Annotated in this window: 19 protein-coding genes; 14 read left to right on the top strand and 5 right to left on the bottom strand. The window is 53.7% G+C overall.

Features of this window, described 5'->3' with window-relative positions:
- Positions 1-19: 19 nt before the first annotated feature.
- The 4 genes from LVQ79_RS05495 to fepD form a co-directional block, all read right to left on the bottom strand.
- Positions 20-349: a HigA family addiction module antitoxin gene (locus LVQ79_RS05495; RefSeq protein WP_232864178.1), complete on the bottom strand. Its 330-nt coding sequence runs from the start codon at positions 347-349 to the stop codon at positions 20-22.
- 301 nt (positions 350-650) lie between these two features.
- A complete protein-coding gene (fepC, locus tag LVQ79_RS05500) occupies positions 651-1451 on the bottom strand; it encodes an iron-enterobactin ABC transporter ATP-binding protein (RefSeq protein ID WP_232864179.1) in 801 nt (266 codons plus the stop codon).
- Positions 1448-2440, bottom strand: coding sequence for an iron-enterobactin ABC transporter permease (gene fepG / locus LVQ79_RS05505; RefSeq protein ID WP_232864180.1), 993 nt, complete (start codon positions 2438-2440; stop codon positions 1448-1450). The genes fepC and fepG overlap by 4 nt, the downstream gene beginning before the upstream one ends.
- Complete coding sequence (gene fepD, locus LVQ79_RS05510) at positions 2437-3426, bottom strand: Fe(3+)-siderophore ABC transporter permease (protein ID WP_232864181.1); 990 nt, start codon at positions 3424-3426, stop codon at positions 2437-2439. Before fepD ends, fepG begins: the two co-directional genes overlap by 4 nt.
- Before the next feature lie 141 nt (positions 3427-3567).
- Here fepD and entS point away from each other — a divergent pair, with 141 nt between their 5' ends.
- Positions 3568-4824 carry an enterobactin transporter EntS gene (gene entS / locus LVQ79_RS05515; protein WP_232864182.1) on the top strand — a complete coding sequence of 419 codons (1257 nt, stop codon included), beginning with the start codon at positions 3568-3570 and terminating at the stop codon, positions 4822-4824.
- Here the strand turns inward: entS and fepB are convergent, their stop codons facing one another.
- Entirely contained in the window at positions 4825-5769 is a 945-nt protein-coding gene (gene fepB / locus LVQ79_RS05520) for a Fe2+-enterobactin ABC transporter substrate-binding protein (RefSeq protein ID WP_232864183.1), read from the bottom strand.
- A gap of 215 nt (positions 5770-5984) precedes the next feature.
- Between fepB and entC the strand changes: the two genes are divergently transcribed.
- From entC to LVQ79_RS05585, 13 genes are all read left to right on the top strand, one after another.
- On the top strand, positions 5985-7166 hold the full coding sequence (entC, locus tag LVQ79_RS05525; protein ID WP_232864184.1) for an isochorismate synthase EntC: 1182 nt from the start codon (positions 5985-5987) through the stop codon (positions 7164-7166).
- On the top strand, positions 7167-8783 hold the full coding sequence (locus LVQ79_RS05530; RefSeq protein ID WP_232864185.1) for a (2,3-dihydroxybenzoyl)adenylate synthase: 1617 nt from the start codon (positions 7167-7169) through the stop codon (positions 8781-8783). It abuts the gene before it with no gap.
- Positions 8784-8797: 14 nt separating this feature from the next.
- Positions 8798-9652, top strand: a complete 855-nt coding sequence (locus LVQ79_RS05535) for an isochorismatase (protein WP_232864186.1) — start codon at positions 8798-8800, stop codon at positions 9650-9652.
- A 2-nt stretch (positions 9653-9654) separates the two neighbouring features.
- Positions 9655-10407 carry a 2,3-dihydro-2,3-dihydroxybenzoate dehydrogenase gene (gene dhbA, locus LVQ79_RS05540; protein WP_232864187.1) on the top strand — a complete coding sequence of 251 codons (753 nt, stop codon included), beginning with the start codon at positions 9655-9657 and terminating at the stop codon, positions 10405-10407.
- On the top strand, positions 10408-10824 hold the full coding sequence (gene entH / locus LVQ79_RS05545) for a proofreading thioesterase EntH (protein ID WP_232864188.1): 417 nt from the start codon (positions 10408-10410) through the stop codon (positions 10822-10824). It begins immediately after the preceding gene.
- Between the two features lie 304 nt (positions 10825-11128).
- Positions 11129-13234, top strand: coding sequence for a pyruvate/proton symporter CstA (cstA, locus tag LVQ79_RS05550; protein WP_232864189.1), 2106 nt, complete (start codon positions 11129-11131; stop codon positions 13232-13234).
- Positions 13235-13287: 53 nt separating this feature from the next.
- Positions 13288-13485 (top strand): YbdD/YjiX family protein, encoded by a 198-nt coding sequence (locus tag LVQ79_RS05555; RefSeq protein ID WP_034456870.1) that lies wholly within the window; start codon positions 13288-13290, stop codon positions 13483-13485.
- Between the two features lie 15 nt (positions 13486-13500).
- Positions 13501-14523 carry a CobW family GTP-binding protein gene (locus LVQ79_RS05560; RefSeq protein ID WP_232864190.1) on the top strand — a complete coding sequence of 341 codons (1023 nt, stop codon included), beginning with the start codon at positions 13501-13503 and terminating at the stop codon, positions 14521-14523.
- 127 nt (positions 14524-14650) lie between these two features.
- Positions 14651-14752: an ilvB operon leader peptide IvbL gene (gene ivbL / locus LVQ79_RS05565; protein WP_134183912.1), complete on the top strand. Its 102-nt coding sequence runs from the start codon at positions 14651-14653 to the stop codon at positions 14750-14752.
- Between the two features lie 111 nt (positions 14753-14863).
- Positions 14864-16552 carry an acetolactate synthase large subunit gene (gene ilvB / locus LVQ79_RS05570; RefSeq protein WP_232864191.1) on the top strand — a complete coding sequence of 563 codons (1689 nt, stop codon included), beginning with the start codon at positions 14864-14866 and terminating at the stop codon, positions 16550-16552.
- Positions 16553-16555: 3 nt separating this feature from the next.
- Complete coding sequence (gene ilvN / locus LVQ79_RS05575) at positions 16556-16837, top strand: acetolactate synthase small subunit (RefSeq protein WP_151994831.1); 282 nt, start codon at positions 16556-16558, stop codon at positions 16835-16837.
- Positions 16838-17098: 261 nt separating this feature from the next.
- Entirely contained in the window at positions 17099-17362 is a 264-nt protein-coding gene (locus LVQ79_RS05580; RefSeq protein ID WP_232864192.1) for an antitoxin, read from the top strand.
- A 2-nt stretch (positions 17363-17364) separates the two neighbouring features.
- Complete coding sequence (locus LVQ79_RS05585; RefSeq protein ID WP_232864193.1) at positions 17365-17754, top strand: type II toxin-antitoxin system VapC family toxin; 390 nt, start codon at positions 17365-17367, stop codon at positions 17752-17754.
- Positions 17755-17791 lie beyond the last annotated feature (37 nt).

Raw genomic sequence — 17791 nt, forward strand, 5'->3', positions numbered from 1 at the left:
AGGTTACCCGCCATTTTACTTATGCTGCTCTGGTTTTACGTTCCAGCATTTCTCTGAGCGTCACGATACGACTCATTTCTTCCTGAGTCCGCGGGTCGTTCTGAATTTCCCAGATATCGACATTCGTTTGCAGATTGAGCCAAAATTCCACAGAGGTATCAAACACCTTCGCGAGTCTGAAAGCCATATCGGTTGTCAGTTTGCTGTTGTTATTTAGCAGCTTACTGACGGTGTTGCGATGAACCTGAAGCATCTCCGCCAGATCGTTAATTCGCAGACCTGTAGGTTCGAGATACTCATAAAGAAGCACGTCGCCGACAGAGGTGGGTTTACGTTGTGCCTGGACCATACTTAATCCTTATTGTTTATACCCATCATCCTTCAAGCCGCAGGGGTGTTGGCTGCACTCACAAACCCCAGTCACTTACTTCAGTAAGCTCCTGGGGATTTGCTCCCTGGCCGCCTACCTGCAACTCGAATGCTAATGGCTATATATGATCAGCAAAGTTGAGATTGTGTGCTTTAACGTTAGTACTGATGCTGGTTCGATGTGATTAATCAGATGGACAGTAAAATATATTTCCGCACACTCGCACAGTGCTAGTGTGCGTTTTTGCGAGGTGTTACGCAAACTTTTTAATCAGTTCTTTTCACGCCCGTCCGAGCGGCACCACCAACGGCGTATGCGCGACCGGATCTTCGATAATCATGCAGCGCAGGCCATAAATCGCTTCGATAAGTTCGGGGGTGACAATCTCGGTCGGTGCACCTTCGGCCACAATCTTACCGTCTCGCAAGGCGATTAAATGCGTGGCGTAACGGCAGGCCTGGTTCAAATCGTGCAGCACAGCGGCAAGGGTAAAACCTTGCTTTTGATTGAGATCGCGCAGTAATTCCAGCAAATCAATTTGGTGGCTGATATCAAGCCAGGTGGTCGGCTCGTCAAGCAGCAAAATGGAAGTTTCTTGCGCCAGCACCATCGCAATCCAGGCTCGTTGCCGCTGGCCGCCAGAAAGCGTATCCACGGGTTGATCGGCTAAATCTTCAATGTTGGTCGCTTTTAATGCCCGCTCGACTGCCTGGCTATCCTCTTCTCGCCAGCGTGAAAACATCGGTTGGTGCGGGTAGCGGCCACGTGCCACTAGCTCCGCCACACTAATATCACCAGGTGCTGTGGAATTTTGCGCCAGTAAACCCACGCGCCGCGCCACTTCTTTGGTCGCAAAACGGTGGATTTCATTGCCATCGAGCCAAACCTGGCCGTGCATCGGTTTCATCAGTCGGCTTAACGTGCGCAATAGCGTGGATTTCCCGCAGCCGTTGGGGCCAATAATCGCGGTAAATTTCCCGTCAGGAATGGCAACGGTCAGGCCGTCGGCCACCACATGATTGCCATATCCAAGCCGTAATTTTTCGCCGTGCAGGCGCGATGGAGTGGAAATCTGGCTCATTTCTTACGGGACTCCTGAATCAACAACGCAATAAGATAAATACCGCCGAGGCTTACCGTGACCACACCGACTGGTAATTGATATGGCATAAACAGATGTTGGGCGCACAGATCTGCCGCGAGTAAAAGCGTTGCGCCGCATAATGCGGATTGCAGTAAACCCCAGCGTGAAGTACCGCTTAAACGGCGGGCGATATGTGGTGCGACAAGTGCGATAAACGAAATTGGCCCGGCTAATGCGGTGGCTGCGGCAGTGAGTATCACACCAGTTAGCATTAACAACAGGCGAGAGCGTTCAACCGAAACGCCGAGTGCGCAGGCGCTGTCATCGCCCATTTCCAGCAACCGCATGCGCCGCACTAACAATGCTCCAGCAACCAGCGCCAGTAACATTAAAGGTGCTGCCGGGAAGATTTTCCCCCAGGTTAAACCGTTCAGGGAACCGGCATTCCACAGCCCTGCGGAAATGGCGGTTTCAAGCGAGGCATGTAGCAACAGCCAGGTATTGAACGCCACCAGCATAGCCCGTACGCCAATGCCGATGATTATCAAACGGAAAGTTTCAATGCCGTTTCGCCAGGCGAGCAACCAGACCACCAGTGCCGTCAAAATGCCGCCAACCATGGCGGAGGTGGCAATCGCGGTTTGATGCTGGCCGAACAGCACCATGGCGACCAGAACACCACTCCATGCCCCGGTGTTAAAGCCCATCACGTCCGGGCTGCCGAGTGGGTTACGCATCAGTGACTGGAAGATGGCACCACTCACGCCCAGCGCTGCACCAATCAGCAGCGCCATGACAACGCGTGGCAAACGCCATTCAACGACGACCAGTGAGATATTGCGCGGTGCGGAACCCAATAGCGCGTCAATCACCTGGCTTACCGAAAGCGGTAATACGCCACTGCCCAGGCTCCATATTCCCAGAGTGATACTGAGTAGCAATAAAATCAGGCTGATGGTGATCAGACGAGGAGAAGGGCGGTTCATAATCCTGCTCCTTTGCGGCTGCGGCGTACTAAATAGATAAGCATCGGTGCGCCAATAAACGCGCTCACCACTGAAACGCGCAGTTCGCCCGGAACCAGCATGCGGCCAATAATATCGGCAAACAGCAGTAGAGTTGGGGTGGCAATAAGAGTCACGGGGAGCGACCAACGGTGATCGGCTCCCACCAGCCAACGAGCCAGATGCGGCATCATCAGGCCAATAAAAGCAATTGGCCCGACTGCGGCGGTAGCGCTGCCACACAATAAAGTGATGGCAATTAAACCGAGCAACTGAGTGCGTGCAACTTTACTGCCCAGCGCGGTGGCGGTGTCGGTGCCCATACTCAGGCTATTAAGCGAACGGCTGATAAACAGCGCAATCACGCAGCCCGCTAGCACGGGCAATACAATAATTTTTAGGGTTTCGAGCGTGCGAATATCCAACGTTCCGGCCTGCCAGAAACGCAACTGGTCATAGACTACCGGGTTGAGTAGCGCGATGCCGTTGCTTAAGCCTTCGAGTACCGCACCGAGCGCGACGCCAGCCAGCGTTAACCGTACCGGGCTGAGTTGCCCGCCGCCCTGGCTTCCGGTAAAAGCCACCACCAGTGCCGCAGACAATGCGCCCGCAAAGGCCAACCCGAGTAATGCTATTGGTGATGAAAGACTCCACACAGCCGCCCCCAAAACAATGGCAAAACTGGCCCCGGCATTGACGCCAAGCAGGCCTGGGTCAGCGAGGGGATTTCGGGTCAGCGTTTGCATCAACGCACCGGCAAGGCCCAGCGCGCCGCCCGCAAGAATACCAGCTAGTGTGCGGGGGAGGCGGGCGTCGAGCACGATAGTGCAATCTGCACTTTGGCATTGGCCGCTAAGTGCATTGATAACCACTTCGGCAGGGAGGGATTTGGCACCTAATAACAAACTGAGTATTGCCATTAAAACGAGTAAAAACAGCAAACTCAGCAGGATGAACCAGCGTGACATACGTTGTATATCCTTCACTTCGTAGCCCTACAAAAATCATGTAAAATTAAATGATAGTTATTATCATTATCACTCTTATTTGTTTATGTTAGCATGAGCCGCCTCGCACCCGGAAAGAAAAATTCGCTTTAAGGCCATGTAATGAACCGCAATTCTTTGCTGCTTAATCTCAGTTTACTCAAGACTCATCCCGCTTTTCGCGCTGTCTTCCTCGCCCGTTTTATCTCCATTGTGTCGTTGGGGTTGTTGGGTGTCGCGGTGCCGGTACAAATCCAGATGCTGACAGGCTCCTCCTTGCAAGTGGGGCTCGCGGTGACGCTTACCGGTTCGGCGATGTTTATCGGTCTGATGATGGGCGGTGTGCTGGCAGACCGCCATGAGCGCCGCCGCCTGATTCTTCTGGCCCGTTCTACCTGTGGCGTCGGCTTTATTGGCCTGACGATTAACGCCGCATTACCTGACCCCTCGCTGGCGGCGATTTATCTGCTCGGCGTGTGGGATGGATTCTTTGGCGCACTCGGCGTGACGGCGCTTTTAGCCGCGACTCCTGCGCTGGTCGGGCGTGAGAATTTGATGCAGGCGAGTGCGATAACCATGCTCACCGTGCGCCTCGGTTCGGTGATTTCACCGATGATTGGCGGGCTGCTGCTGGCTTCCGGTGGCGTGGTGTGGAACTACGCGCTGGCGTCCGTCGGCACGTTCATTACGCTGCTGCCGCTGCTGAGTTTGCCAAAACTGGCACCGCCTCCCCAGGCGCGTGAAAATCCGCTGTTGTCGCTGTGGAATGGTTTACGGTTTCTGGTCGGCCACCCGATTATTGGCGGCATTGCGTTAGTCGGCGCATTGCTGACGATGGCAAGTGCGGTGCGCGTCTTGTATCCCGCGCTGGCTGGTCACTGGCAAATGAGTGCCGCACAAATCGGCCTGATGTATGCCGCCGTTCCGTTGGGTGCCGCGATTGGCGCGTTAACCAGCGGGCGCATCGCCCATCACGCGAGCCCAGGCATGATCATGCTGGCGTCCGGAATTGTGTCGTTTATCTCGATTGGCGTTTTCAGCCTGATGCCGGTTTGGGGACTTGGGCTGGCGTGTCTGGCGCTGTTTGGTTATCTCAGTGCGATTAGCTCTTTGTTGCAATACACGCTAATTCAGACGCTTACCCCGGACGGCATGCTGGGCCGAATCAATGGTTTGTGGACAGCACAGAACGTGACGGGTGATGCGATAGGTGCTGCGATTTTAGGTGGCATGACGGTTGTAATGACGCCTGTGGCGGCGGCAAGTTCCGGGGGCTTTGCATTGACGTTATGCGGCGTTGTGCTGGCGATTGTGTTGGTGCAGTTGCGACGTTATCGCCAGGCCGCCCCGGCGCAACCCGAGGCAGAAACAGCTAAATAATCACTTGCTGGCAAACAACGTGCTCATGTGCTCAAGGATTCTTGTTGCACTGTAATAATCGAGACGGAAAGTCTCGATTCCCAGCGCGTAAACGTGTTTTTTCTGCACGGCGGGCAGGTGCGAAAGAAGCGGGTTATTTGCCAGCGCGGTGGCATCTTTCTCATCACTTGCGAACAAGAATAGGCTCTCGCCATTCAAACCTGTAGCAAGGTTTTCACCGCCAAGCTGCACGATGTCGTGACGTTTACCCATGCTCTGGCTGGTATGAATAGCCGCAGGAATTGGCGATAAGGTAAAACCGAGCTGCACTAGCAATTTTCCCTGTGCCGAATCTAACGTCCAAATATTCGCTGAACGAGACGCAGGTGTGTAAACCATCGCTGTGACCGGTTGCGGCGGCAGCTTCATGTGCATTTTGGCTTCGCTTAGCTGCTTATCAAAGCTTGAGATTCTTTCTGTGGCTTGCTTTTCGTGCCCAGTAATCTCACCGAGCTGGGTGAGCAATTGCTGCCAACTTTTATCGTCATAATTGATAACCAGAGTCGGTGCAATTGCAGAGAGTTGCTCATAAAGGGCGAGGGCGGAATCACCGCCAGTGGCACTAATCAAAATCAAATCAGGCATTTGTGCCGCGACGGCTTCAGCACTGGCTTCGCCAATATATAAACGCTGAACGTTACGTTGTTTAGCGACATCTCCCCACTGGCGTAGAAAACCTTGTGAGTCAGCCATTCGATTGCCTGGCGTCGTAGCACCGCTTGCCACTACCGGTGCATCAATTGCCAGTAGGGAACCGGTGAGAGTCACGCTGGTTGAGACAATGCGCTGCGGTGCCTGCTCAAAAGTATGAGGGCCGTGGCTGTCGGTGATGGTGCGTGGCCAGTCGGCAGCGTGGGCAAGGCTGCTCAGGCATAAAACGATAACTGCGGAGAATCTGATTTTCACTCAATAACTTCCTGTTGAAATTTAACGATTGCGGTGGATGCTGCTGGCGCTTATCCACCCTACAAAACTGTTTTGCGTAGGTCGGATAAGCGTTAGCGCCATCCGGCAAGACCGAGCAGCTATTGACACTGCTGTCTTTTCTCTTTAGGTTACGACCCCGAAAAGCAAATGATAATCATTATTACTATCTTTTGTCATGTTTTTACGGAGGACGGATGGAAACGTTACTGGTGCCGCAGCCACAAGAAAAACAGCTAACACCTTGTGCGAATAGTTTTTTCTTTATGTCGCCTTATCGCAGTTTTTCGACCAGCGGCTGCTTTACTCGCCTGGATTGCGCGGCGCTTGATGGTGCAAACCCCCACGGGGACCTGCAAAAACAGCTGCGTGAAGCGTTTGAAAACGCCAAAAAGCACGGTATCGAGAAACCGGTTGTCGTCGGTGCAATTCCTTTCGATCCAAGTCAACCTTCAGCGTTGTTTATCCCCGAAAGCTGGCAGACGTTTTCCCGCTCCCAGATCCAGGCTGGTGCCAGACAAAGCAGAACGGAAAAACCGCTAAATATTGCCGCTCGCAAAGCGATTCCTGAACAAGAAAAATTTATGGAGATGGTGGCTCACGCCGCCGCTGCTACGGCTCAGCCGGATATTGACAAAGTGGTGCTCTCGCGCCTGATTGATATTGAAACGGACGCGCCCGTTGACCTTGATGTGTTACTCAATCGCCTGATTAGCCAGAACCCGACCAGCTATAACTTCCACGTGCCGTTGCCGGATGGCAGCTCGCTGGTGGGTGCCAGCCCGGAATTGCTGCTACGCAAATCGGGCAAGAATTTCAGTTCATTGCCGCTGGCAGGCTCGGCGCGTCGTGATAAAGAAAATATCCCGCGCGACAGCGAAATTGGTGCGCAACTGCTGCGATCCAGAAAAGACCGCCACGAACATGGCCTCGTGACGCAGGCGATGCGCGATGTTTTGCAGCCGCATAGCCAATATTTAACGCTTTCCGATACGCCGGAACTTATCACCACTCCGACGTTATGGCACCTCGCCACGCCGATTTACGGCCAGGTTGAAGACCGCCAGCACAACGCGCTTTCCCTTGCTTGCTTATTGCACCCCACACCCGCTCTGAGCGGTTTCCCGCACGATGTGGCGCAAAAATTGATTGCCGAACTGGAGCCGTTCGACCGCGAACTGTTTGGCGGCATCGTCGGGTGGTGTGACGCTGATGGTAACGGCGAGTGGGTGGTGACTATTCGCTGTGCCCGCGTAGGTGGCAATCAAGTGCGGCTGTTCGCAGGCGCGGGCATCGTTCCTGCGTCGTCGCCGGAATCTGAATGGCGCGAAACGGGTGTCAAACTTTCCACCATGCTCAACGTATTTGGACTGAAATAAATGGCGATTCAATTCACGCGCTGGCCAGATGAACTGGCCGCTCGCTACTGCGAAAAAGGCTACTGGGCCGATTTGCCGCTCACCGACATTCTCACGCGCCATGCCAAAAATGATGCCATTGCGCTGGTTGATGGCGAGCGCCACTACAGTTATCGCGAACTCGAACTGGCCGCTACGCGACTGGCCTGTGCATTACAGCGTCGTGGCCTGAGCTGCGGTGAAACCGCGTTAGTTCAGCTTGGTAACGTGGCGGAACTCTATATCACGCTGTTTGCACTGCTGAAGATTGGCGTGGCTCCGGTTAACGCGCTGTTCAGCCACCAACGCACCGAAATGGAAGCCTACGCTAAGCAAATCGAGCCGGTAGTGTTGATTGCTGACCGCAAACACAATTTGTTCGCCCATGATGATTTCCTTGAATCGCTTTGCGAGCAGAACCCATCGTTACGCATGGCGGTGTTGCTTAACGAAAACGATCGTGAACGTTCGCTGAGCGCCTTTATCAACGAGCCGGAAGAGAACTTTGTCGCTACGCCATCGGCAGCGGACGAAGTGGCTTTCTTCCAGCTTTCCGGCGGCAGCACCGGCACGCCAAAACTGATCCCACGCACCCACAACGACTACTACTACAGCATTCGCCGCAGCGTCGAAATCTGCCGTTTTGATAGCAATACGCGCTTCCTGTGCGCGATCCCGGCGGCGCATAACTACGCGCTGAGTTCACCTGGTTCGCTCGGCGTATTTTACGGCGGTGGGCGCGTGGTGCTGGCAAACGACCCGAGTGCCACGCTCTGTTTCCCGCTGATTGAACGCCACCAGATTAACGCCACCGCGCTGGTGCCGCCTGCGGTCAGCTTGTGGTTACAGGCGATTGGCGAATGGGGCAGTAATAAATCGCTTGAGTCGCTGACGCTGTTGCAAGTTGGCGGCGCACGGTTGAGCGAAGCGCTGGCCGCACGTATTCCGGCAGAAATTGGCTGCCAGTTACAGCAAGTTTTCGGCATGGCCGAAGGCCTGGTGAACTACACGCGCCTGGATGACGACAATGAGCACATCTTCAAAACCCAGGGCAAACCGATGTGCCCGGACGACGAAGTGTGGGTGGCTGATGAAAACGGCAACCCTTTACCGCACGGGGAAGTGGGCCGCCTGATGACGCGCGGGCCGTACACCTTCCGTGGCTATTACCGCAGCCCGGAACACAACGCCAGCGCCTTTGATGCCAACGGTTTTTACTGCTCCGGCGATCTAATTTCCATTGCCGAAGACGGTTACATCACGGTTCAGGGGCGCGAAAAAGATCAGATCAACCGTGGCGGAGAAAAGATCGCTGCCGAGGAGATCGAAAACCTGCTGCTGCGCCATGAAGAGATCGTGCATGCCGCGCTGGTTTCGATGGAAGACAGTCTGCTGGGCGAGAAAAGCTGCGCATTTATCGTCGGCAGTCGCCCATTCCGCGCGGTGGAAATTCGCCGTTACTTGCGTGAGCTTGGCATTGCCGACTTCAAACTGCCTGATCGTATTGAAATCGTTGAAAACCTGCCGCTGACGGCGGTGGGCAAAGTGGACAAAAAAAGTTTGCGCCAGTTGATTGCTGAAAAGCAACTGGCTTCCTGATTGACGGAGAAATTATGGCTATTCCAAAACTGAACGCATACCCCTTACCGATGGCTGCCGACATCCCGGAAAACAAAGTGAACTGGGCGTTTGAGCCTGAGCGCGCGGCGCTGTTAATCCACGATATGCAGGAATATTTCATTGATTTCTGGGGCGACAATTGCCCGATGATCCAACAAGTTATCGCCAACATCGCTGCGCTGCGCGATTACTGCAAACGCCACAATATTCCGGTGTATTACACAGCACAGCCCAACGCTCAGAGCGACGAAGACCGTGCGCTGCTCAACGACATGTGGGGGCCGGGCTTAAATAAACACCCGGAGCGCCAGACAGTGGTGGCCGAACTTGCGCCAGACGAACACGACACGGTGCTGACCAAATGGCGCTACAGCGCCTTTATCCGCTCGCCGCTGGAACAGTCCTTGAAAGAAACTGGCCGTAACCAACTGATTATCTGTGGTGTGTACGCACATATAGGCTGCATGACCACGGCAACCGATGCGTTTATGCGTGATATCAAACCGTTTATGGTGGCCGATGCGCTGGCAGATTTCAGCCGCGAAGAACACATGATGGCGCTGAAATACACCGCAGGTCGTTCCGGACGCGTGGTGATGACGCGTGATTTGTTGCCGGAAAGTGCCCCGCAAAACAAACAGCAACTGCGTGAAATTGTCTTGCCATTGCTTGATGAATCCGACATCCCTGAAGATGACGAGAACCTGATTGATTACGGCCTCGATTCCGTGCGCATGATGGCGCTGGCAGCTCGCTGGCGCAAAATTCACGCTGATATCGATTTTGTGATGCTGGCGAAAAACCCGACCATTGACGCCTGGTGGGCGCTGCTGTCACGGGGAGCATGAGCATGAACATCGACTTTAGCGGCAAAACCGTTTGGGTAACCGGGGCGGGTAAAGGCATCGGCTATCACACTGCGCGTGCATTTAGCGAAGCCGGTGCGACGGTTATTGGCTTTGATCTGGCGTTCCCGTTGGATATTTATCCGTTCGCCGCGGAAGTGCTGAACGTGGCAGATGCCGAGCAGGTGGCTGCCGTTACGCAGCGTTTAATGAGCGACGAGCCGCAGCTTGACGTGCTGGTCAACGCGGCGGGAATTTTGCGCATGGGCGCGACGGATGCACTGCCCCTGCAAGACTGGCAGGACACATTTGCGGTCAACGTTGGCGGTGCATTTAATATGTTCCGCGCTGTAATGCCACGAATGCGCGAACAGCGCAGCGGGGCGATTGTGACCGTTGCATCCGATGCCGCGCACACGCCGCGCACCGGAATGTCGGCTTATGGCGCATCGAAAGCGGCGCTCAAAAGCCTGGCGTTAACCGTTGGCCTTGAGCTGGCTCCGTTTGGTGTGCGCTGCAATGTAGTGTCTCCGGGGTCGACCGATACCGACATGCAGCGCACCCTGTGGAAAACGCCAGATGCCGAACAACAGCGTATTCAGGGCTTCCCGGAACAGTTCAAACTGGGTATTCCGCTGGGAAAAATCGCCCGCCCGCAGGAGATCGCCAGCACCATTTTGTTCCTCGCCTCATCGCACACCAGCCACATCACGTTGCAGGATATTGTGATTGATGGCGGCGCAACGCTTGGAGCCTGAATGAGTATCTGGAAAAGGGAACTCACGCTCGAGGCGCTAAACAAAACCAGCGTCGGGACGATGGTTGAGCATCTCGGCATCGTCTATACGCGCATGGATGACGAAAGTCTTGAAGCGGAAATGCCTGTTGATCACCGCACCCAGCAGCCATTTGGTTTGCTGCACGGCGGCGCATCGGTGGTGCTGGCGGAAACGCTGGGGTCGATGGCTGGGTTTCTGACCACGAGCGAAGGACAGTGCGTGGTCGGGACTGAAATCAACGCCAGCCACCATCGGGCGGTAGCGTCCGGCACCGTGCGCGGTGTGTGCAAACCGCTGCATTTAGGGCGGTCTTCACAGGTGTGGGAAATTGCCATTTTTGATGGGCGCGGGAAAAGGTGTTGTACGGGGCGGTTGACGACGGCGGTGATGGGGTGAACGTTTGTGGTGGATTCAGCCGCATACATTGTTAGGGCTGTGATTGTTCCGTTCACCGTTCGCTGATCCATGTAGGAACGGTAAACTTTCGGGTGAACGGAAAACCTCCGGCTTGCCATATCCAATAATTCCCTTCTGGGACAGCGGATCCCCCCGCATCGTGATCCCCGTAACAAGCTGATGTAAATCCCTGGTCAAACCACTGTATTCCAATGTTTCAATGTTGTTAAATCCACGCGCTTGTTCTAGAACAAAACGGTAGTACCGTCTGCCTCTACCTCTGGCTCTACACATGGAAAACAATATGAATAATCCAGGGAAACACCTCATATGGGCTGTGCTTGCACTGATAGGTGCATTCGCGCTCGGCTATATCGCACTCAATCGTGGCGAGCAGATAAACGCATTGTGGATTGTGGTTGCTGCAATCTGCGTTTACCTCATCGCTTATCGTTACTACGGCCTGTTTATCGCTAAACGAGTCTTAACTGTTGATGCCACACGTATGACGCCAGCCGTGCGCCATAACGATGGCCTGGACTACGTACCAACCGACAAAAAAGTGCTGTTCGGTCACCACTTTGCTGCGATTGCTGGTGCGGGGCCGCTTGTCGGGCCGGTACTTGCCGCGCAAATGGGTTACTTGCCTGGTATGCTCTGGTTGCTGGCGGGTGTGGTGTTGGCCGGGGCAGTACAAGATTTTATGGTGCTGTTTGTCTCGACGCGTCGCGATGGGCGCTCGCTCGGCGAACTGGTCAAAGAAGAAATGGGCAACACGGCGGGTGTTATCGCGCTGGTGGCCTGCTTTATGATCATGGTTATTATCCTCGCGGTGCTGGCGATGATTGTGGTGAAAGCGCTGACCCATAGCCCGTGGGGGACGTACACCGTGGCGTTCACCATTCCACTGGCGTTGTTTATGGGTGTCTATATCCGCTACCTGCGCCCGGGCCGCATTGGTGAAGTGTCGGTCATCGGTCTGATTATGCTGATATTTGCCATTATTTCTGGCGGTTGGGTTGCCGAAAGCCCAACCTGGGCACCGTACTTTGACTTTACCGGTGTACAGCTGACCTGGATGCTGGTGGGTTATGGTTTTGTCGCCGCAGTTCTGCCGGTCTGGCTGCTGCTTGCACCGCGTGATTACCTCTCAACCTTCCTGAAAATCGGCACCATTATCGGCCTGGCGATTGGTATTTTGATCATGCGCCCGACGCTGCAAATGCCGTCGCTGACCAAATTTATTGATGGCACCGGCCCGGTGTGGACCGGCGACCTGTTCCCGTTCCTGTTCATCACCATCGCCTGTGGCGCGGTGTCTGGCTTCCATGCGCTGATCGCTTCCGGCACCACGCCGAAAATGCTGGCTAACGAAAACCAGGCCTGCTTCATCGGTTACGGCGGCATGTTGATGGAATCGTTCGTGGCGATTATGGCGCTGGTAGCGGCCTGCGTTATCGACCCGGGCGTGTACTTCGCGATGAACAGCCCGATGGCGGTTCTGGCTCCGGCGGGCACCACCGATGTGGTGGTTTCTGCTGCGAGCGTGGTCAGCAGTTGGGGCTTCCAGATTACTCCGGAAACCTTAACCAACATTGCCAATGAAGTGGGCGAGCAAAGCATTATCTCGCGTGCGGGCGGTGCACCAACGCTTGCGGTTGGGATGGCGTACATTCTACATGGTGCGTTGGGCGGCCTGATGGATGTGTCGTTCTGGTATCACTTTGCCATTCTGTTTGAAGCTCTGTTTATTTTGACAGCAGTCGATGCTGGTACGCGTGCGGCACGCTTTATGCTGCAAGACTTGCTGGGGGTAATTTCCCCAAGCCTCAAGCGTACTGACTCGTTGCCTGCGAACTTACTGGCGACGGCGCTTTGCGTGCTGGCATGGGGTTACTTCCTGCATCAGGGTGTTGTTGACCCACTCGGCGGTATTAACACGTTGTGGCCTCTGTTTGGTATCGCCAACCAGATGCTGGCAGGCATGGCGCTGATGCTGTGTGCGGTAGTGCTGTTTAAGATGAAGAAGCAGAAATATGCCTGGGTGGCACTGGTGCCAACGGCCTGGCTGCTGTTCTGTACGCTGACTGCTGGCTGGCAAAAGGCGTTCAGCGACAATCCGAAAGTGGGCTTCCTGGCTATCGCTAATAAGTTCCAGGCGATGATCGACAGCGGCAATATTCCCGCGCAATACACTCAGTCTCAGCTTACCCAACTGGTGTTTAACAACCGTCTGGATGCTGGGTTGACCATCTTCTTTATGGTAGTTGTGGTGGTGATTGGTCTGTTTGCGATTAAAACCGCTCGCCAGGCGCTGAGATCGGATACGCCAACGGCGAAGGAAACGCCTTACCAGAAGATGCCTGAAGACGTTGAGCAGATTGTTGCGCAGGCGAAAAGTGCGCACTAAGCCATTCATCCATCTCCCCGTAAGGGGAGGTGGATTTTACGCCCGGAGCTACCATGTTTGACACACTCGCTAAAGCTGGAAAATATCTAGGCCAGGCCGCTAAATTGATGGTTGGCGTACCTGATTACGACAACTACGTACAACATATTCGTCTGACCCATCCAGAGCAGACGCCGATGACTTACGAAGAGTTTTTCCGTGAGCGTCAGGATGCGCGCTACGGCGGAAAAGGCGGCGCTCGCTGCTGCTAATCTAAGGAATTTGACATGAATCAAGCGGTATCTGTCACTCTATTAACGGGTTTTCTCGGCTCAGGGAAAACCACGCTGCTTAACTATTTTCTCGCCCATTCCGACAACGCCCCCGTCGCTATTCTTGAAAACGAATTTGGTGCAGTAAACATTGATGGCGCATTGCTCAGAGGCGGTGAAAACGTCAACGTTGTGGAACTCAGTAATGGCTGTGTCTGTTGTAGCGTGCGTGGGGAGTTCACTGCCGCATTAAGAGAAATGCTGGAAAAACGTGCGGCCGGAAAGCTGAAATTTGATCGTCTGATTGTTGAAACCACGGGCCTTGCTGACCCGGCGCCTATCGTCCAGACATTCTTTGTTGATGAACACCTGCGTGAAGCGTTGCGCCTGGATGCCGTTATCGCACTTGCCGATGCCGAACATATCTCACGCCAGCTTGATGAACATGCAGTTGCTGCGTCACAGCTTGGCTTCGCCGATCGTATTTTACTGACGAAAGCGGATCGTGTTGACGAAGAGACAAAACAGCTGGCGCTCGATCGGATTAATCGGATCAATAACAAAGCGGATCTGTTTGAGATCGTAAACGGTGAATGTCCGGAAGAGTTTTGGCTTGATCTTAACGCTTTTGAACTCACCGATAATATCGATATGGCCGCAGGGTTCCATGTGATTCGCGCTGATGCCAGCCACCCCGATCGTTTCCAGCCGTTCCGTAAAATGCCTGCCAAACGCTCATGGGATGATGCCATTCAGGCCCATGTTTTTGATGCCGGAATGCTGGATGTGAAAAAAATCGGCGCGTTTATGGAAAGCTGCATCGCGCGTTTTGGCAATGACATGCTGCGCTACAAAGGCGTGTTGGCAATAGCCGATCACCCACAGCGCTTAATTGTGCAGGGCGTACATAAAGTGGTGGGTTTTGATTATGGCTCGATGTGGCACCCATCTGAATCGCGAGTATCGCGCTTAGTGATTATCGGGCGTTACCTGCCGATTGATGAGTTGCGTCAGGAGTTTGCTGCAACAACCATTTAAACGCTGAAACGCGGATGTGATCTTCCGCACGATTTTCATCCATGGCGAATAAAGCTGTTGTGCGAAACGAAGCAGTATGTTTGTATGAAATTCGCTGTTAAAAACACACAACACATTCAGGACCCAAATGACAACTAACCTGCACACATCAGCCCTACTACTAACCGCGCTACCAGCCGCGGTGGTCGTCGTGCGTGTGGTGGTGGTCGTCGTCGGCAATGCGCCGTAGGGTCTGAATCAACACATCGATTCCAAAACCCCGCCGGCGCAAACCGGGCGGGGTTTCTTGTTTTAGTCCCCCGGCCAAAAGCGAAACGGCATAAGAAGAAGGACTGGAGCAATGGCAATTTCGGAAAACCCACCGCAAGCAAACCGTATTACGGGTGCACAATTAATTGTGCAAATGCTTGAACATCATGGCATCACCACCGTTAGCGGTATTCCCGGTGGCACCGTTCTGCCGCTCTACAACGCACTGAGTAAAAGCCAAAAAATTCGCCACATTCTGGCGCGCCACGAACAAGGTGCGGGCTTTATGGCGCAGGGCATGGCACGAACGCAGGGCAAAGCGGCGGTGTGCATCGCCTGTAGCGGTCCTGGAGCCACAAACCTGGTCACCGCTATTGCCGATGCGCGCCTCGATTCCATCCCGCTGGTGTGCATCACCGGTCAGGTGCCGAAATCGATGATTGGCACCGACGCATTCCAGGAAGTCGACACCTACGGCATCTCCATTCCTATCACCAAACACAACTATCTGGTTCGCGATATTGCTGAACTACCGCAGGTAATTTGCGACGCGTTTCGCATTGCTGAATCTGGCCGCCCAGGCCCAGTCTGGATTGATATTCCAAAAGATGTGCAGACCGCAGAAATTGATATTAGCGAGTTGCCGTCTGTTTCCGCACACACTCCTGCACCACAATTTGAAGCCAAACAAATTGCCGATGCTGCCGAGATGATTAACCAGGCACAGCGCCCGGTGTTGTATCTCGGTGGCGGAGTGATTAATGCCCATGCTGATGCGCGTGCACTGGCCGAAAAAGCTAATCTGCCAACCACAATGACGTTAATGGCGCTGGGCACTGTTCCGGCGAAACACCCGTTATCGTTGGGCATGTTGGGTATGCACGGTGCTCGAAGCACCAACTACATTTTGCAGGAAGCGGATTTGCTGATTGTTTTGGGCGCGCGTTTTGATGACCGTGCGATTGGTAAAACCGAAGAGTTTTGCCCGAACGCGAAAATCATTCATGTTGATATCGACCGCGCTGAGCTGGGTAAAATCAAACAAGCTCATGTTGCCATTCGCGCTGATGTGGGTGAAGTGCTGGAACAATTACTGCCAAAAATTGACGCCAAACCACGCGAGGAATGGCTGCAACAAGTGGCTGGTTTGCAGCATGAATTCCCGTTCAATATGCCTGGTGCAGATAACCCGTTAACGCCGTACGGCCTGATTAACGCAGCCGCCGCCTGTGTGGATGATGAAGCGGTGATTACCACCGACGTTGGCCAGCACCAGATGTGGGTGGCTCAGGCCTATCCGCTGAACCGACCGCGCCAGTGGCTGACTTCTGGCGGTCTGGGAACCATGGGCTTTGGCCTGCCTGCCGCGGTAGGTGCGGCATTAGCTGAACCGAATCGCAAAGTGCTGTGCTTCACTGGCGATGGCAGCATCATGATGAATATTCAGGAAATGGCGACCGCTGCGGAACATAATCTGGATGTAAAAATCATTTTGCTCAACAACCAGGCTTTGGGGCTGGTGCATCAGCAACAAACTCTGTTCTATCAACAAAATGTCTTTGCTGCGACCTATTCAGGGCAGACTAATTTCCTGAAAATCGCCGAAGGTTTTGGTCTCGCGACCTGCGATTTGAACGCAGCCGAAAACCCGCAACAGGCACTGCAAGAGGCGATTTCACGACCTGGCCCATGCCTGATTCACGTGCGCATTGATGCCAGCGAAAAAGTATTCCCGATGGTGCCGCCAGGCGCTGCCAATATTGAGATGATTGGAGAGTAAGCGATGCAACAACTAACCGTTATTCTGGAACTTACGGTGCGTAACCATCCGGGTGTGATGTCTCACATTTGTGGCCTGTTTGCCCGCCGTGCGTTCAACGTTGAGGGCATTCTCTGCCTTCCGCTAGCGCAGGGCGACCAAAGCCGAATCTGGCTACAAGTGGCAGACGACCAACGCCTCGAGCAAATGATTAGCCAAATCGACAAGCTTGAAGATGTGGTGCAAATCAGGCGTGATGCCGATGGCGCAGGCGTTTTTGGCAAGCTGACTGCTTTAGTTCAGTAGCATATCAGGGTGGGTAAATGGTCAGTTTACCCACCCTGATTTTGAGCCATTCATCATTCCGGGCTGCAATGCCGCGTCGTTATTTTCATAATCCTGAAAGCTTCTCGCAAAACAATAATCCCGTCGAAATAAAGCCAGGCTGATTGTATAAATCCAGGGTAGTGTTGCCCTCGAAAACGTTAATTGAATAAAAAGTGAGCTTGGCGAATATATGTCTCTGGCATATGCTATGGCATAGGTCATTAAGTACCCGGAGATACTATGGAACGCGTTGCGAAGCTTTTTAAAAACGGCAGAAACCAGGCGGTGAGGTTACCGGTGGAGTTTGAGTTTGATACCGACAGGGTGTATATCCGCAAAGACAAGGAGGGAAACGTGATTCTTTCAAAAACGCCAGCTAAACCAGAAGGATGGGAAAACGTTTTTGCTTTAGTTAAGAAAGCAAAAGTGTCGGATACGTTCCTTGATGAACAAGAGCGTAACCAGAGTATTGCTGACAGAGATCCCTTTGCAGGGATGGACTGATCATGTACATGCTCGATACCAACACGGTGAGCTATCTTTTCCGTCAGCATCCTAAAGTGATAGAAAAGCTTGCTCAAACACGGCCTGTAGAAGTGTGCATTTCTAGTATCACGGAGGCTGAGTTGTTGTATGGCGTTGCCAAACGCCAGAGTAAAAATCTGGCTGCAGCGGTGCAGGGATTTTTGGAAACAGTATCGATCTACGCCTGGGATAGTGAAGCGGCAAAAAGCTACGGCCAATTACGAGCGGCGATGGAAAAGAAAGGCAAAGTATTGGGCCATCTTGACCAGTTAATTGCCGCGCATGCACTGAGCCGAAACGCCACGCTGATAACCAGCGATCGTACCTTTACTATGGTGGCGCGGTTGCGTGTCGAAGACTGGGCAGTCTAGTCTAAGTATGCGCTTTGCAATTCTTGCATGCAGGCAA

Source organism: Buttiauxella cochleicola, assembly GCF_021282405.1.
Taxonomy (GTDB): Bacteria; Pseudomonadota; Gammaproteobacteria; order Enterobacterales; family Enterobacteriaceae; genus Buttiauxella; species Buttiauxella massiliensis.

Excerpts from the sequence above, each read along its gene's own strand:
- LVQ79_RS05495 (WP_232864178.1), bottom strand. The coding sequence starts at position 349 with ATGGTCCAGGCACAACGTAAACCCACCTCTGTCGGCGACGTGCTTCTT.
- fepC (WP_232864179.1), bottom strand. The coding sequence starts at position 1,451 with ATGAGCCAGATTTCCACTCCATCGCGCCTGCACGGCGAAAAATTACGG.
- fepG (WP_232864180.1), bottom strand. The coding sequence starts at position 2,440 with ATGAACCGCCCTTCTCCTCGTCTGATCACCATCAGCCTGATTTTATTG.
- fepD (WP_232864181.1), bottom strand. The coding sequence starts at position 3,426 with ATGTCACGCTGGTTCATCCTGCTGAGTTTGCTGTTTTTACTCGTTTTA.
- entS (WP_232864182.1), top strand. The coding sequence starts at position 3,568 with ATGAACCGCAATTCTTTGCTGCTTAATCTCAGTTTACTCAAGACTCAT.
- entC (WP_232864184.1), top strand. The coding sequence starts at position 5,985 with ATGGAAACGTTACTGGTGCCGCAGCCACAAGAAAAACAGCTAACACCT.
- LVQ79_RS05530 (WP_232864185.1), top strand. The coding sequence starts at position 7,167 with ATGGCGATTCAATTCACGCGCTGGCCAGATGAACTGGCCGCTCGCTAC.
- LVQ79_RS05535 (WP_232864186.1), top strand. The coding sequence starts at position 8,798 with ATGGCTATTCCAAAACTGAACGCATACCCCTTACCGATGGCTGCCGAC.
- dhbA (WP_232864187.1), top strand. The coding sequence starts at position 9,655 with ATGAACATCGACTTTAGCGGCAAAACCGTTTGGGTAACCGGGGCGGGT.
- entH (WP_232864188.1), top strand. The coding sequence starts at position 10,408 with ATGAGTATCTGGAAAAGGGAACTCACGCTCGAGGCGCTAAACAAAACC.
- cstA (WP_232864189.1), top strand. The coding sequence starts at position 11,129 with ATGAATAATCCAGGGAAACACCTCATATGGGCTGTGCTTGCACTGATA.
- LVQ79_RS05555 (WP_034456870.1), top strand. The coding sequence starts at position 13,288 with ATGTTTGACACACTCGCTAAAGCTGGAAAATATCTAGGCCAGGCCGCT.
- LVQ79_RS05560 (WP_232864190.1), top strand. The coding sequence starts at position 13,501 with ATGAATCAAGCGGTATCTGTCACTCTATTAACGGGTTTTCTCGGCTCA.
- ivbL (WP_134183912.1), top strand. The coding sequence starts at position 14,651 with ATGACAACTAACCTGCACACATCAGCCCTACTACTAACCGCGCTACCA.
- ilvB (WP_232864191.1), top strand. The coding sequence starts at position 14,864 with ATGGCAATTTCGGAAAACCCACCGCAAGCAAACCGTATTACGGGTGCA.
- ilvN (WP_151994831.1), top strand. The coding sequence starts at position 16,556 with ATGCAACAACTAACCGTTATTCTGGAACTTACGGTGCGTAACCATCCG.
- LVQ79_RS05580 (WP_232864192.1), top strand. The coding sequence starts at position 17,099 with ATGGAACGCGTTGCGAAGCTTTTTAAAAACGGCAGAAACCAGGCGGTG.
- LVQ79_RS05585 (WP_232864193.1), top strand. The coding sequence starts at position 17,365 with ATGTACATGCTCGATACCAACACGGTGAGCTATCTTTTCCGTCAGCAT.